14 protein-coding genes are annotated in these 14,552 nt (G+C 51.9%); 13 read left to right on the top strand and 1 reads right to left on the bottom strand.

Annotated elements, in window-relative coordinates:
- Positions 1-53: 53 nt before the first annotated feature.
- Entirely contained in the window at positions 54-761 is a 708-nt protein-coding gene (locus FGS84_RS04345) for a Crp/Fnr family transcriptional regulator (RefSeq protein ID WP_138306452.1), read from the bottom strand.
- A 211-nt stretch (positions 762-972) separates the two neighbouring features.
- On the opposite strand from FGS84_RS04345, the gene FGS84_RS04350 reads away from it, so the two are divergent.
- The 13 genes from FGS84_RS04350 (at position 973) to FGS84_RS04410 (ending at position 14,550) form a co-directional block, all read left to right on the top strand.
- Positions 973-1,842: a DUF3100 domain-containing protein gene (locus FGS84_RS04350; RefSeq protein WP_138306453.1), complete on the top strand. Its 870-nt coding sequence runs from the start codon at positions 973-975 to the stop codon at positions 1,840-1,842.
- Positions 1,839-2,285, top strand: a complete 447-nt coding sequence (locus FGS84_RS04355; RefSeq protein ID WP_138306454.1) for a hypothetical protein — start codon at positions 1,839-1,841, stop codon at positions 2,283-2,285. The genes FGS84_RS04350 and FGS84_RS04355 overlap by 4 nt, the downstream gene beginning before the upstream one ends.
- Positions 2,286-2,349: 64 nt before the next feature.
- Positions 2,350-3,666: an amidohydrolase family protein gene (locus FGS84_RS04360; protein ID WP_138306455.1), complete on the top strand. Its 1,317-nt coding sequence runs from the start codon at positions 2,350-2,352 to the stop codon at positions 3,664-3,666.
- Positions 3,667-3,705: 39 nt separating this feature from the next.
- Positions 3,706-4,458: a sulfite exporter TauE/SafE family protein gene (locus FGS84_RS04365; protein WP_138306456.1), complete on the top strand. Its 753-nt coding sequence runs from the start codon at positions 3,706-3,708 to the stop codon at positions 4,456-4,458.
- 35 nt (positions 4,459-4,493) lie between these two features.
- Positions 4,494-6,824, top strand: coding sequence for a xanthine dehydrogenase subunit XdhA (gene xdhA / locus FGS84_RS04370; RefSeq protein ID WP_138306457.1), 2,331 nt, complete (start codon positions 4,494-4,496; stop codon positions 6,822-6,824).
- Between the two features lie 57 nt (positions 6,825-6,881).
- On the top strand, positions 6,882-7,772 hold the full coding sequence (xdhB, locus tag FGS84_RS04375; RefSeq protein ID WP_138306458.1) for a xanthine dehydrogenase subunit XdhB: 891 nt from the start codon (positions 6,882-6,884) through the stop codon (positions 7,770-7,772).
- Positions 7,765-8,247 (top strand): xanthine dehydrogenase subunit XdhC, encoded by a 483-nt coding sequence (gene xdhC, locus FGS84_RS04380; RefSeq protein WP_138306459.1) that lies wholly within the window; start codon positions 7,765-7,767, stop codon positions 8,245-8,247. The genes xdhB and xdhC overlap by 8 nt, the downstream gene beginning before the upstream one ends.
- A 562-nt stretch (positions 8,248-8,809) precedes the next feature.
- Positions 8,810-9,034: a hypothetical protein gene (locus FGS84_RS04385; RefSeq protein ID WP_138306460.1), complete on the top strand. Its 225-nt coding sequence runs from the start codon at positions 8,810-8,812 to the stop codon at positions 9,032-9,034.
- Positions 9,035-9,059: 25 nt separating this feature from the next.
- Positions 9,060-10,154, top strand: a complete 1,095-nt coding sequence (locus FGS84_RS04390; RefSeq protein ID WP_138306461.1) for a BMP family ABC transporter substrate-binding protein — start codon at positions 9,060-9,062, stop codon at positions 10,152-10,154.
- A 44-nt stretch (positions 10,155-10,198) separates the two neighbouring features.
- Positions 10,199-11,719 carry an ABC transporter ATP-binding protein gene (locus FGS84_RS04395; protein WP_138306462.1) on the top strand — a complete coding sequence of 507 codons (1,521 nt, stop codon included), beginning with the start codon at positions 10,199-10,201 and terminating at the stop codon, positions 11,717-11,719.
- Positions 11,700-12,803: an ABC transporter permease gene (locus tag FGS84_RS04400; protein WP_138306463.1), complete on the top strand. Its 1,104-nt coding sequence runs from the start codon at positions 11,700-11,702 to the stop codon at positions 12,801-12,803. Before FGS84_RS04395 ends, FGS84_RS04400 begins: the two co-directional genes overlap by 20 nt.
- Before the next feature lie 3 nt (positions 12,804-12,806).
- Complete coding sequence (locus tag FGS84_RS04405; protein ID WP_138306464.1) at positions 12,807-13,712, top strand: ABC transporter permease; 906 nt, start codon at positions 12,807-12,809, stop codon at positions 13,710-13,712.
- Between the two features lie 70 nt (positions 13,713-13,782).
- Positions 13,783-14,550, top strand: a complete 768-nt coding sequence (locus tag FGS84_RS04410; protein WP_138306465.1) for a GntR family transcriptional regulator — start codon at positions 13,783-13,785, stop codon at positions 14,548-14,550.
- Positions 14,551-14,552: the final 2 nt, after the last annotated feature.

The following is a 14,552-nucleotide window of genomic DNA, read 5'->3' on the forward strand; positions in this document are numbered from 1 at the left end:
ACACAGGGGACTTGGATTTTTCAAATCCCCTATTACGTTTGTCAGCCGCCCCATTATTTATCCTTCGCCGCCTCCAGCCATTCCATGGCCATCCCATACTGTTCCCTGGTAAAGGTTATCTTCCCCTTGCACAATGAAAAAAATCCCTCCTCCTTCAGCTGCCGTATGGTCCGGTTCAGGGTCTTTACGTTGACGCCGATTTCTTCCTGCAGCATCTGGCGGGTGCGCAGCACGGTGATGGTCTTTGGGGGCCGGGATGACTCCATGCCGCTCTGGCGGCCGTACTTCACCATATAATCCAGCAGAAGATAAGAGGGCGGGTAAAACAGCTTGGCCCCGTTGTTATAAGAAGAACGGTAGAGCTTGAATGCGGTGTGGCGGGCAGTCAGGTGCAGTATGTTCATGTCGGAGGCCAGCCAGCGCTCGGCGTCCTTGCGGCTTATGTAGGCCACAACGTTGTCGGTTACGGCCTCTATGGTTACGGAGGTGCGGCTCATTCCGGCCAGAATCGTGACCTCACCGATGAAATCAATGGCCTTGTTGCTCTCAATCATATAGACATTTCCATTTTCAAATTCATTGATGACGCGGTTTTCACCCTTTGCCACAATTCCGAAATACCCCAATTCCATATTTTTCTGGTGGATAATGGAGCCTGCTGCATGGGTCCTTACGGTACAGCGGCTCCGGATATCCTCCGGCATATTCTTTGTATATTCTTTCAGAGCGGGCACGGCCGCTTCCAGTTCTGTCAGTGTCATTTGTATTCTCCGCTTCAATCAGTCTTATTTTATCAATTGTAAGTATATCATCTTACATTTCTTAAAATCAATGGATTTTCTTGTTAAAAGTGCTCATTTGTCCTTTTTTAATCATAAGATTTTGTCTAAAATATTCAATACAAGGTGATTGTAACAGCCGGCTGGGGTAAAAATAAATGAAAATAAAGCCGGCTGGAAAGGAGGGGCTCTTATGAGCGGCAAGAAAGAAACATATGTGTATGGTTCCCTTAGGGAACGGTTTGCGCTGGAATGGAAGATTTACGCCCTGGCATTTGGATTTATCCTCATAGCGGATAATATCGGGCAGATTAAGATTCCGGTAGGGAAAGGAATGTTTATCCTGTTCCCGATTTTCTATGCAATTATTCTGGGGGTATTAAGCGGGCCGCAGGTACTTAAAATCGTGGATAACAGACACGTAAAGGCGGCTTCAAAACTGGTGGTGGTGGGTATATGCCCCTTTATCGCCAAACTGGGGATTACGGCAGGTGCGAACATCGACACCATTCTTCAGTCCGGTCCGGTTCTTCTGCTCCATGGGTTTGGGAATCTCCTGGGGCCGCTCCTGGCACTGCCCGTTGCAATCCTTCTGGGCATGAAGCGGGAAGCCATCGGCTCCTGCCATTCCATCAACAGGGAGTACCACATGGCATTGATTAACAACATCTACGGCCCTGATTCGGCAGAGGCAAGAGGAAGCCTTTCCATCTACATCGTGGGCGGTATGGTGGGCACCATCTACTTTGGGCTTATGGCCTCGGTGGTGGGAATGACGGGGTGGTTCCATCCGCAGGCATTGGGACTGGGGTCCGGCGTGGGCGCCGGCATTATGATGGCCAGCTCAAGCGCCAGCCTGTGCGCCATTTACCCGGAATGGACCGATACCATTTCAGCCATGGCCAGTGTGGGTGAAACCATTGCCGGAATCACAGGTATGTATATCACCATGTTTATAGCAATACCAATGACAGACAAATTATATACGATTCTGGAACCAAAGCTGGGACGTTTTGCCCTAAAGAACAAAGAGGGCAGGGATATTAAGGAGGAGACGGTATGAGATACATAGAATGGCTTGTATTGTTTGTATTGGCGGCATGCGGAACGGGCCTTGCCAATCTGATTGGCTACGGGGTAGGAATCACGGATTCCCTTCCCGGACTGGCGGTACTGATTGCAATATCCATGGTGGCGGTGTTCCTTACAAAGGTGCTCCCCCTGAAGCTTCCCATTGTGGCTTACTGCTCCATCATAGGACTGCTGTCCGCGTCCCCCATTTCACCGGTCAGGGACTTTGTGATTCAGGCAGCCTCCAACATCAATTTTACAGCTCCTTTTACCATGGTTGGAGCATTTGCCGGCCTGGCCATCAGCGACCAATTAAAGACATTTATCAGCCAGGGCTGGAAGATACTGATAGTGGGTATTTTCGTCATGACAGGTACGTTTCTTGGCTCCTGCCTCTGGGACCAGATGCTTCTTAGCCTGGCAGGCGTTATCTGACAGCATGAAGAGACGGCGGGTTTTGATACCCGGCAGGCCGTCCAATTGAAAAGGAGAAGATAAGATGCAGACATGTGATTTGTTAATAAAAGACGGTTCCCTGTTGATAAAGCATGACCAATTGGAGGAGCATGTGGATATGGCGGTTTCAGGGGGAAGGATACTGGAAACCGGCAGGGAGCTGTGGAAAAAGTATCAGGCCGCCGAGACAATCAGCGGAAAAGGCAAGCTGTTCATGCCGGGTCTGATTGACAGCCATATGCATACAGGACAGCAGCTGTTAAAGGGGCTGGTGCTGGATGCAAAGCCCATTATCTGGACCAGAATCATGCTGCCCTTTGAGAGTACGCTGACCCCGGATAAGATGCGTCTCTGCGCCCAGGCAGCTGCCCTGGAGATGATAAAATGCGGTACCGCGGGATTCGTTGACGCAGGCAGCTACCATATGGAGACAGCGGCGTCCGTCTATGAGGAAAGTGGCCTTCGCGGGGCCCTGTCCTACTCCACCATGGATGAGGAGGGACTTCCCCAGTCCATTGCCATGGATGCAGAGGAGGCGGTAAAACGCACGGATTCCCTCTACGACAGGTTTCATGGAAAGGGAAACCTTAAGGTCTACTATTCCCTCCGCGCACTGAATTCCTGTTCCGGCCGGCTGGTAGAGCTGGAAGCAGAGAGGGCCAGGGAGCGGGGAACCATGCTTCAGGCCCATATGAACGAGTACATGGGCGAAATCAACGGTATTGTGGACCGTGAGGGAATGCGCCCCTATGAATATCTGGAAAAAATGCATGTGCTGGGAAGCAACTTCCTGGGGGCACACAGCCTGATACTTTCTGAGCAGGAAAAATCCCTGGTAATGGAGCGGGGCGTAAAGACCTGCCACTGTCCTTTCAGCAACTGCGGCAAGGCAGTGCCGGATACACCCCAGCTTCTGGAAATGGGAATCCCGGTGGGCCTGGGCTCGGACGGAGCAGCCCACGGTGGCTTAAGCCTTTGGAATGAGATGAAGATATTCCGCTCTGTCATGAATATATACCACGGTGTTCCCAATGGAAATCCCAAGGTGATGCCGGCTGAGACAATCCTTAAAATTGTTCTGGAAGGCGGGGCGGCAGCTCTGAATGAGGAAGGAAACCTGGGCCGTCTGGAGGCCGGATACAAGGCTGATATCATCAGCATCAATATGGACCAGCCCCATCTGTGCCCAACCGGAAACAAGCTTCACACACTGTTTGAATGTGTAAATGCCGGTGATGTGGAGGATATGATTGTAGGCGGCCGGATTCTCATGAAGGACAGGGAGGTCCTGTCACTGGATGAGGAGCGGATTATGTACGAGTCCAGGAAGTATATGGAAGACAATGCAGTCACATTATAAATGATTATATAAAGATATTTCAAGGAGGAAAACTGGTTCATGGTATTCTGGATGATTGTTATGGCAGCGAACCTGGTAGTTGGCGCGTTTGTAGGACTTACGGGGGTGGCGGGTTTCCTGCTTCCCATTGTGTATACAGGTCCCCTGGGAATGGGTGTGACGGAGGGGCTGGCCCTGAGCTTTGCGGCATTCATTGTGTCAGGAGCGCTGGGCTCTGTGAATTATAACAAGGCGGGAAACCTGGATGTCCCATTCGGCATCCGTCTCAGCCTGGGGAGCCTTGCAGGCGCTGTCCTGGGAGTGAAGTTAAACCTCATCATTCCGGAATCCACTGTAAAGATTATCCTGTATGTGGTGGTCCTCCTGTCCGGTATTTCCATTCTGCTTCGCAAGGATAAGAGCCAGGAGGCAGGGAATAAGGGATATGTTATCTCAGAGCATCTGGCAGCCACCCTGATTCTTGGATTTGCAACCGGTGCAGTGTGCTCCCTGTCAGGAGCAGGAGGGCCGGTGCTGGTCATGCCCCTTTTGGTGGTCCTGGGTATCGGTATCAGGACCGCGGTGGGGGTGGCCCTCTTTAACTCGGTGTTTATCGGCATACCTGCCTGCATCGGATACATGATGCAGTGTTCCATAACCGACATCCTGCCTGTGATGGGGGCGGCCCTTGTGTTCCACGGCATAGGAGTTGTATTCGGAAGCAGGAATGCGGTTAAGATTAATCAGATTCTTCTGAAAAAAGGCATTGCTGTATTTTCTATATTGATAGCTATATGGAAGCTGGCCCTCTAAAGAGGCAGGAAAATGGAAAAGAGGACGGATTTGTGATGAATAATATAGTAGGAAAAGGCGTTGCCCGTGTTGACGCCTATGGAAAGGTCACAGGAGAGGCAAAGTATACATCGGATTTGGAACCCAGGGACTGCCTGTGCGCCAGGGTGGTCCATTCCACCATTGCCAATGGACTGGTTAAGAGGTTTGACCTTGAGGACGCCCTTAAGGTGCCGGGAGTCGTTAAGATAGTCACCTGTTTTGATGTGCCGGATTACCAGTTTCCCACAGCAGGCCATCCGTGGAGCGTGGAGGCTGCCCACCAGGATATCGGGGACAGAAAGCTTCTGAACCAGCGGGTCAGGCTCTATGGGGATGATATTGCGGCGGTTATTGCCATAGATGATGTGGCCTGCCAGCAGGCGGTCCGTCTCATCAAAGTGGAATACGAGGAATACAGGCCAATGGTCACAGTGGAGCAGGCCATGGCAGAGGATGCCACGCCCCTGCACCCTGACCTGAGAAAGGATAATGTAATTGTCCATTCCCACCTCACCATGGGACCAAAGGATTTTACCTTTGAGGAAGGACTCCGGGCGGCGGAGGAAACGTACGGAAAGGAGAATCTGGTGGTCCTGGACCGGGAGTACCACACTCCGCGCATTTCCCACTGCCACATTGAACTGCCCGTATCCTGGGCATACCAGGAGCCGGGCGGCAAGGTAACAGTCACATCCTCCACCCAGATTCCCCATATTGTCCGCAGGGTTATTTCCCAGGCCCTGGGTATGCCCATTGGAAAGATAAGGGTTATCAAGCCCTATATCGGCGGCGGCTTCGGCAATAAGCAGGATGTGCTTTATGAGCCCTTAAATGCCTATCTGACCACCGTGGTGGGAGGACGTCCGGTCCGCCTGGAAATCAGCAGGGAGGAAACCATCTACGGGACCAGGACCCGCCATGCCATTGACGGAAAGTGCAGGGCCCTTGCCACAAAGGACGGGAGGATGCTTGCCAGGAAGCTGGAGGCCTATGCCAATAACGGCGGCTATGCTTCCCATGGCCACGCCATTTGTGCCAACTGCGGCAATGTTTTCAAGGATATTTACCAGGACCTGCTGGGAGCGGAAATTGACTGCTACACGGTATGGACTTCCACTGCCACCGCCGGGGCCATGAGGGGATACGGCATTCCGCAGGCAGCCTTTTTATCGGAATGCCTGACCGATGATGTGTGCCGGGCTATCGGCGCAGACCCTCTGGACTTCCGCATGAAGAACTGCATGGGAGAAGGATTCGTGGACCCGGCCAATGGCATTACCTTCCATTCCTACGGGCTTAAGAAGTGTATGGAGGAAGGAGCGAAGTACATTGGCTGGGAGGAGAAGCGCAGGGCTTATGCCAACCAGACAGGTCCCGTGAGACGGGGAGTGGGAATGGCAATCTTCTGTTATAAGACAGGCGTATACCCCATTTCCCTGGAGACTGCCTCCGCAAGGATGATACTGAACCAGGACGGTTCCATGCAGCTGCAGCTGGGGGCCACGGAAATAGGGCAGGGCGCAGACACTGTGTTCAGCCAGATGGCGGCAGAGACAACGGGAATCTCCTTTGAGAAGGTATATATTGTATCCACCCAGGATACGGATACAGCGCCCTTTGACACAGGCGCATATGCATCCCGCCAGACCTATGTGACCGGCATGGCTGTTAAAAAGTGTGCCCGGCAGCTGAAGGCCCGGATTCTGGATTATGCCAGCTTTATGCTGGAGGGCCGCCCTGCAAAAGAACTGGATGTGGTCCGCGACCATATAGTGGAAAAAGCCACGGGAAAAGAGCTTCTGGACATGGAGACTCTGGCGCTTACCGCCTTTTACTCCCTGGAGCGCTCTGAGCATATTACAGCAGAGGTTACAAACCAGTGCAGGGACAATTCATTTTCATCCGGCTGCTGCTTTGTGGAGGTGGAAGTGGATATGCCCTTGGGACAGGTGACGGTAAAGGACATTGTGAATGTCCATGATTCCGGTATGCTGATTAATCCTAAATTGGCGGAAGCGCAGGTACACGGCGGCATGTCCATGGGCCTGGGATACGGCCTGTCGGAGGAATTCCTATATAATGACGCAGGCAGGCCCCTGAACGACAACCTGCTGGATTATAAGATTCCCACAGCCATGGATACGCCGGACCTGCATGTGAAGTTCATCCAGCTGGAGGACCCAACCGGCCCTTATGGAAATAAGTCCCTGGGCGAACCGCCGGCCATCCCGGTGGCGCCTGCCCTGCGCAATGCAGTGCTCCATGCCACGGGAGCTGCCATGGATACCATTCCCATGACGCCTCAGAGGCTCATAGAGGCATTTCAGGCAAAGGGCCTGATATAGAGCTGGCTTGGACAGCGGCTGATATAGTACGGCAGGTAAGGATAAAGGAGAGTCATCATGTTTGATATCAAGTCATTTTACGAAGCAAATTCAGTGGAGGATGCCATTGCTGCCCTCACTGCGGACCCCCAGTCCCAGGTTATCAGCGGCGGAACGGATGTGCTCATACGGGTCAGAGAGGGAAAGGATGCGGGCAGGAGTCTGGTATCCATCCACAATATACCGGAATTAAAGGGCGTCAGCCTGGAGGAGGACGGGACCATCATCATTCGGCCGGCAACCTCCTTTTCACATCTGACCAATGACCCCATTATAAAGAAGCACCTGAACATGCTGGGAGAGGCGGTAGACCAGGTGGGCGGTCCGCAGGTAAGGAATACGGCCACCATTGGAGGGAATATCTGCAACGGAGCCACCTCTGCGGACTCTGCCTCCACCATGTGCGCCCTCAATGCCATAGTGGTGTTAAAGGGGCCCAAGGGGGTACGGGAGTTGCCGGTGACGGAATTTTATACAGGTCCCGGACGTACGGTCAGGAAACAGAATGAAATCTGCACTGCATTTAAGATAACCAGGGAAAATTATGAGGGATGGGAAGGTCATTATATTAAATACGGCAAGCGCAAAGCCATGGAAATCGCAACCCTTGGATGTGCGGTAAGGGTGAAGCTGTCCCCTGACAAAACAGTTCTGGAGGATGTGCGGCTGGCTTACGGCGTGGCGGCCCCCACTCCGGTGCGCTGCCATGAGGCGGAGGAGGCCCTTCGGGGTAAACAGGTGTCAGATGCATCCATCTATGACCTGTTTGTCAAAAAGGCCCTGGCCCAGGTAAATCCGCGTACATCCTGGAGGGCCAGCAGGGAGTTCCGTCTTCAGCTTATAGGAGAGCTGGCCAGGCGCGCCCTTAAGACATCCATCACACTGGCAGGAGGTAAGACAGATGCTTAAAGTAATCAGGCTTAAGATTAATGGAAAAGAACAGGAGACAGCTGTGGACGACAGGGAATCCCTTCTGGATACCCTTCGCCGCCTTGGCTTTACATCCGTAAAAAAGGGATGTGAGGTAGGTGAATGCGGGGCATGCACGGTCCTTGTAAACGGGGAAGCCATTGATTCCTGTATTTATTTGTCCATGTGGGTGGACGGCAAGAGCATTATGACCGTGGAAGGCCTGAAGGGGCCGGACGGCGAACTGAGTCCCATCCAGAAAGCCTTCATAGAGGAGGCAGCCGTGCAGTGCGGATTCTGTACTCCCGGACTTATCATGTCCGCGGTGGAGATTGTGGGTACGGGCAGGAAGTACAACCGGGAGGAACTGAAAAAGCTGATATCCGGACACCTCTGCCGCTGTACCGGCTATGAGAATATTCTCAATGCCATGGAGCGCATTGTGGAGGAGACTTACAGGGTAGTGGGAGAGTAGGATGCAGAAAGCAGTTAACGGATAGTGTATAGATTTATCAAACTGTCATGAAAAAACTAAAAATTTATACAATATATACGAAATAAACTATTAAAATCAAAATAAATTCAAAAAAGTATTGACAAATGACCTCCTTTTGAGTATACTAAAACTATCAAAAAGAACGAAATACAAAGAAGGAGGTACAGACCACCAGAAAGTGTTTTTTAGTTTTCATATAATCAGATGATTATATAGAAAACAAAGAATAAGTAATCTGCCTGATGAAATGTTCATAAAGGAAACTGATACAATACGAATCCGGTTATATTTTCAAATACCAAGTAGATTATCAAGGAACGGGAACATTTATAATGATATGACGAGAAAGTATCATTAAAATGTACTTGATAATGAAAGGTGAAAATAAACAGAACGTATATGTAAAGGAAATCCAAAAGAACAGAGTAAAGAGAGCAGAAAAACAAAAAGCAGGTATCGGGGAAGAGAAATATGAACCGGTACCTGTTTTTTGTCTGTATGGACATTACATATATTCCATCAGCCGGCCGGATGGTTCTCAATGGATGAGAACCATCCGGTTTTCTGCGTTGTGCAGCATAAAAAGCTAAAAAGTAAGAAACAGGAAAAACATATAGGAAATATAGACAGAAACAATCAGTTGATTTTGGCAAAATCTAACGATTCTATAGGCAAACATGAAATTGGGATTTACAAATATAATAAAACATGCTACATTTTAGATAACTTGTTAAACAAGTTAAGAAACATATACATACTAAAATAAAACAGGTATAAAAGTGGAGGGGAACATGATGAAGAAAAGAATCAGACAGTGGGCAGCATTATGTGTGGCAGCGGGAATTGCAGGCACTACAGTGATGGGGTGCGGTTCATCTGCTGAAACGTCAGACGCAGGAAAGAGACAGACTTCCCAGGAGGCCAAAGCAGCAGATGGCGCTGGAAATGCTTCCGGAGGAGGCGCCCACATAGGAATCATTTTCACGGAAGCGGGACTGGGCGGAAACTCATTTAACGACCTGGCCCTGGAAGGTGTAAAGAAGGCTGCCGCGGATTACGGAATCACCTACGACGAAGTGGAGCCAAAGTCTGTGTCAGATGAGGAAATCATCCAGGATGAGATGGCTGCATCCGGGGATTACGATTTAATCATCTGTGTGGGAGCGGAGCAGGTGGACGCCCTGACCAATGTGGCCTCCACATATCCGGAGCAGCGGTTTGCCCTGTTAGACGCCACGTCCGACCTCTCCAATGTGGCCTCCTATTCCTGTAAGGAGCAGGAGGGTGCATTTCTTGCAGGCGCCCTGGCAGCCCTGGCAAAACAGGAAAAGACAGACGGCAAGGTGGGGGACGGAAAGACCATCGGATTCATCGGCGGCGTGGATAATCCCCTTATCAACCGCTTCGCAGCAGGCTACAAGGCAGGAGCCGAGTATGTTGAACCGGAGATGAAGGTACTTGTGGATTATGCAGGCGGCTTCAATGACCCCACCACCGCCAAGACCATTGCCAATACCTTTGTGGAGAAGGGGGCCGACGTTATCTTCCACGCAGCCGGTGCTTCGGGAATGGGCATGTTCCAGGCTGCTGAGGAAAAAGGATTTGTTGCCATGGGCGTGAATTTAAACCAGAACAGCATTGCACCGGACTACATCATGGCAAGCATGCTTAAGAAGCTGGATTCCTGTGCATACCATGCAATTACCAGTATTGTGGAGGATACCTACACAGGAGAGAACCAGATGCTGGGACTCAGCGACGGAGGCGTGGACGTGACGGTGGAGGGCAGCAATATCAAGGTCTCAGACGATATCCTGGCGCAGCTTGATGAGCTGAAGCAGAAGGTCATATCAGGAGAGATTCAGGTTCCCTCTGAGCTTAACTAATCTGGACCGGGCTAATCTGAGCTGAATGAATATAGGAGGAAGATATGGACGCAATCAGAATGATTGGAATCGTCAAATGTTTTGGGCCGGTACGGGCCAATGACGGGATTGACCTCATTGTGGGGCAGCAGGAAATCCACTGTCTCCTGGGAGAGAACGGAACTGGAAAGAGCACACTGATGAACATTCTCTTCGGCCTGTACCATCCGGATGCAGGAGAGATATTCATCAATGAGAAAAAGGCAGCCATAGCCAATCCAAATGATGCCTATGCCCTGGGAATCGGAATGGTCCATCAGCACTTCATGCTGGTGAACCAGCTGACGGTCCTTGAGAACATCATTTTGGGAAAGGAGTCCGGCGGCTTGTTCCTCAACCGGAAGGAAAGCCGGAAAAAGGTGGAGGAACTGGTGGAACGGTTCGGATTCAGGATTGACCTTGAGGAGAAGGTGGTGAACCTGTCCGTGGGCATGAAGCAGCGGGTGGAAATACTTAAGACTCTGTACCGGGGAGCTGACATCATCATACTGGATGAACCAACCGCAGTTCTTACGCCCCAGGAGGTGGATGAGCTGTTCAAGATACTGCGCCAGTTAAGGGCAAACGGCAAGACCATCATATTCATCACCCATAAGCTGAACGAGACCATGTCCCTGTCTGACCGGATTACTGTTATCAGGAAGGGAAAGGTGGTGTTCCGGTGCGACACCGGCTCCACCAGCGAAAAAGAACTGGCCACCCAGATGGTGGGCAGGCAGGTGGAGAGCATTGTGGCAAAGAGAGGGCAGCAGACCGGTGAGGCCGTGCTGGAGCTGAAAGGCGTGCGGCTTCACGAGAGAGCAGGGGAAACCGTCAGTCTGAAGGTCCGGGCCGGAGAAATCCTGGGCATTGCCGGGGTGGATGGAAACGGGCAGCAGGAGCTGGAGGAAATGATTGTGGGAAACCGCAGGGTAAAGGAAGGCGAGATTCTTATCAATGGAATTCCGGTCAGGAACATGGCTGTCAAGGACAGGAAGGCCATGGGCCTGGGATACATCCCGTCGGACCGTCACAAGAATGCAATGATACCCAGCTTTTCCATTACAGAGAATTTTCTTCTGGGTTATCAGGAAACGCCTGAGTATTGCAGGAAGGGATTTATTGATTATGAGAAACTGAGGCAGGATGCCAGGAAACAGGTGGAGGAGTTTGAAATCAAGGTAGCGGGCGTGGACCAGGAGATTGGACAGCTTTCAGGCGGCAACCAGCAGAAGGTAATCCTGGGAAGGGAAATCAGCCATGACCCCAGTCTTGTGCTGGTGGCCCAGCCTGTAAGGGGACTGGATATCGGAGCCATTGAGCGGGTACATAAGACACTGCTGCAGCTGAAGGAGCAGGGGAAGGCAATCCTGCTTATATCGGCAGAGCTTTCAGAGGTCATGAACCTGAGCGACCGCATTGCCGTCTTCTACGAGGGAGAGGTCAGCGCTCAGTTTGACAACGGGGAATATACAAAAGAAGAAATCGGACTGTTCATGGCAGGAAAAAAACAGGAGGTGCGGGCTCATGAAATGGAACAGCAGTAAAAAAGCCCAGGCAGACGGAAACGCCCAGGCAGGCAAAACGGCCGGGGCAGATGAAAAAAGCCGCAGCAGCAGACACACGGCGGAAATAGGCAAATCCTTGGCATCCATAGGGCTTGCGCTTCTTATAGGAGCCCTTTTCATCCTCCTGGCAGGTGAATCGCCTGTTAAAGCCTATGGTTCCCTGATTCAAGGGGCACTGGGAACACCGCAGTCCCTGGCCAATACAATCAGCAAGAGCATTCCCCTGGCCTTCACGGGCCTGGCCGTGGCAATGGGGTCCAGGTGCGGCATGTTAAACATCGGAGCAGAGGGACAGCTCCATGCGGGCGCCATGGCCAGCGTCATCACGGCCCTTTGCTTCCGTTCCCTTCCCGCGCCCCTGCTGCTTGTAATCAGTATTCTGGCAGGAATCGCGGCAGGCATGATTGTGGGCAGTGTGCCCGGCATTTTTAAGGCCAGGTTCAGCACCAATGAAGTAATCGTGGCCATTATGCTCAACTATATCTGCACACTTTTTACATCCTGGCTGGTAAACGGGCCCTTTAAGACAGAGGGCTCCACGGCCCAGACAGAGCTTATAGCCGAAGGAATCTGGTTCGGCAAGCTGCTGCCCAGGACCCAGCTCACCTATGCCCTGTTCCTGCTGCTCTTTGTGGCGGCAGCCATGTACATATTCCTGTGGAAGACTTCGGTAGGGTATCAGCTGAGGGCGGTGGGAGCCAATCCCTTTGCCTCCGGAACAGCCGGCATCCGTGTCAATATGTTCCTCATTATGTCCATGACCATCAGCGGCGGAATCGCTGCTCTTGCAGGCATCACAGAGGTGTTTGGGAAATACCACCGCTTTATAGAGGGATTTTCCCCGTCCTTTGGCTTTACGGGAATCGCCGTGGCCATATTGGGAAGGAACCATCCGGCGGGCGTGCTTTTGACTGCGCTGCTTTTTGGAATCATGGATATGGGGTCGCTGCGTATGAGCCGTGAAACCATGGTAAGCACCAACATGGTGACGGTGATACAGAGCCTGGTGATACTTCTGGTAGCAGCTCCGGAACTGATTAAGTGGAGCAGAAAGAGAGGATGACATATGGACATGATTAATAATTTTATCGGACTAACCCTGCAGCTTTCAGTACCCATCATACTGGGCGCCCTGTGCGGCACCATTGCCGAGCGCGGAGGCATCATACTCCTGGGCGTGGAGGGAATCATGCTGATAGGCGCATTTGCCGGGGCAGCCGGGTCCTACGCCGCAGGCTCAGCCATGGCAGGGGTGCTTCTGTCCGTGGTCCTGGGCGGTATGATTGGCTGGTTCTATGCCCTCTTCTGCCTGAAATGGAAGGCTCACCAGTCCGTGGTGGGCGTGGGCATCAATCTCTTTGCCAGCGGCATCACGGCCGTGATGCTTAAGGCAATCTGGCAGACGGAAGGAATGTCGGAATCCGTTCCATCCATTTCCAATCTGACCATACCCGGCCTTTCCGGTATTCCGGTTATTGGAGCCCTGTTTAAGGACCAGTCCCCCTATCTCTATGCCATGTTCCTAATTGTGGCCGGGGTGTGGATTGTGTTTTATAAGACCAAGTTCGGCCTCAGGTACCGGGCCATCGGGGACCAGCCCTATGCGGTACAGACAGCCGGTGTGCAGGTGAACCGTTACCGTTACATTGCCATGATAGCGGCGGGAAGCATCGCCGGGCTGGCCGGTTCCTACCTGTCCATATCCCAGAACAACCTGTTCGTGTCGGATATGACGGCCGGAAGGGGATTTATGGGACTGGCGGCCAATATCTTCGGCGGCTGGCAGCCTCTGGGGTCCATGGGAGCCGGAATGATATTTGCAGTGGCCCAGGCCGCCAGGTTCTATCTGACGGACGCATCCATCCCATCCCAGTTTGTCCAGATGCTCCCCTATGGGGTGACGCTGCTGGTACTGCTGTTTGTGGGAAAGCGGGTGAAAGGTCCGGAGGCACTTGGCAAATTGGTGGATTAGTTCTATACTAATCTATAGTGAGCTATAGTGAGAGCAGCCCGCCGGGCGCACGAAAGGAGCAAGCAGACCTGTGAAGGACAATGTGATAAATGAGAAGAATGTAAAAATACCGTTGTATGTGACTGCCTATGAGACCATCAGCCAATGGCTGAAAGAGGGAAAGTACAAGGCTGGGGATAAGCTGCCCGGAGAGAACATCCTGGCAGAACAGCTTGCAGTCAGCAGAGGCACATTGCGGCAGGCCATGCTGCTTCTTCAGGAAGATGGTTTAATCATAAATCATCAGGGAAAGGGCAATATTGTGCTTTCCAACCAGGATATGAGCAAAAGCGGGCTGGAGAAGGTGGGAAACCCCATTGTGGATTTCTGCAGCCGGCCCATTGATAAAGTAGTGACCACCATAGGGTTTCAGCCGGCAACACAAAAGCACCAGCAGGTGCTTAAGCTGCGGCCCTCCAGTGTGGTGGCAGTTATTGACATAACCTATTACTGCGGCGATACGCCGGCTGGATTTGCCATGGTGTATATGCCCCATGAGGTGCTGGACAACAGCGATGTGGACCTGGAGAATACGGATACAGTATACCAGTACTATACCGGACTGCTGTCCGAGGGCGGCCTTTACAGCGATACTAAAATCCGCCTGGGGCAGGCCAGGGAGCGCCTGGCCAATATACTGAACATGCAGGAGGGGGACCCGATTCTGATACTGGAAGAGGTGCTGTACTCCGAGTATGATACGCCGGTGCTGTCACAGAAGCTGTTCTTTGGTTCCGAGCAGCATGAGCTGAGCATACGCAGGAAGAATGACAGGAATATAATAAAGAAAACGGAGTAATC

This window comes from Clostridium sp. 1001271st1 H5, assembly GCF_005845215.1.
GTDB lineage: Bacteria > Bacillota > Clostridia > Lachnospirales > Lachnospiraceae > Enterocloster.

Excerpts from the sequence above, each read along its gene's own strand:
- FGS84_RS04345 (WP_138306452.1), bottom strand. The coding sequence starts at position 761 with ATGACACTGACAGAACTGGAAGCGGCCGTGCCCGCTCTGAAAGAATAT.
- FGS84_RS04350 (WP_138306453.1), top strand. The coding sequence starts at position 973 with ATGAGCGGCAAGAAAGAAACATATGTGTATGGTTCCCTTAGGGAACGG.
- FGS84_RS04355 (WP_138306454.1), top strand. The coding sequence starts at position 1,839 with ATGAGATACATAGAATGGCTTGTATTGTTTGTATTGGCGGCATGCGGA.
- FGS84_RS04360 (WP_138306455.1), top strand. The coding sequence starts at position 2,350 with ATGCAGACATGTGATTTGTTAATAAAAGACGGTTCCCTGTTGATAAAG.
- FGS84_RS04365 (WP_138306456.1), top strand. The coding sequence starts at position 3,706 with ATGGTATTCTGGATGATTGTTATGGCAGCGAACCTGGTAGTTGGCGCG.
- xdhA (WP_138306457.1), top strand. The coding sequence starts at position 4,494 with ATGAATAATATAGTAGGAAAAGGCGTTGCCCGTGTTGACGCCTATGGA.
- xdhB (WP_138306458.1), top strand. The coding sequence starts at position 6,882 with ATGTTTGATATCAAGTCATTTTACGAAGCAAATTCAGTGGAGGATGCC.
- xdhC (WP_138306459.1), top strand. The coding sequence starts at position 7,765 with ATGCTTAAAGTAATCAGGCTTAAGATTAATGGAAAAGAACAGGAGACA.
- FGS84_RS04385 (WP_138306460.1), top strand. The coding sequence starts at position 8,810 with ATGGATGAGAACCATCCGGTTTTCTGCGTTGTGCAGCATAAAAAGCTA.
- FGS84_RS04390 (WP_138306461.1), top strand. The coding sequence starts at position 9,060 with ATGATGAAGAAAAGAATCAGACAGTGGGCAGCATTATGTGTGGCAGCG.
- FGS84_RS04395 (WP_138306462.1), top strand. The coding sequence starts at position 10,199 with ATGGACGCAATCAGAATGATTGGAATCGTCAAATGTTTTGGGCCGGTA.
- FGS84_RS04400 (WP_138306463.1), top strand. The coding sequence starts at position 11,700 with ATGAAATGGAACAGCAGTAAAAAAGCCCAGGCAGACGGAAACGCCCAG.
- FGS84_RS04405 (WP_138306464.1), top strand. The coding sequence starts at position 12,807 with ATGGACATGATTAATAATTTTATCGGACTAACCCTGCAGCTTTCAGTA.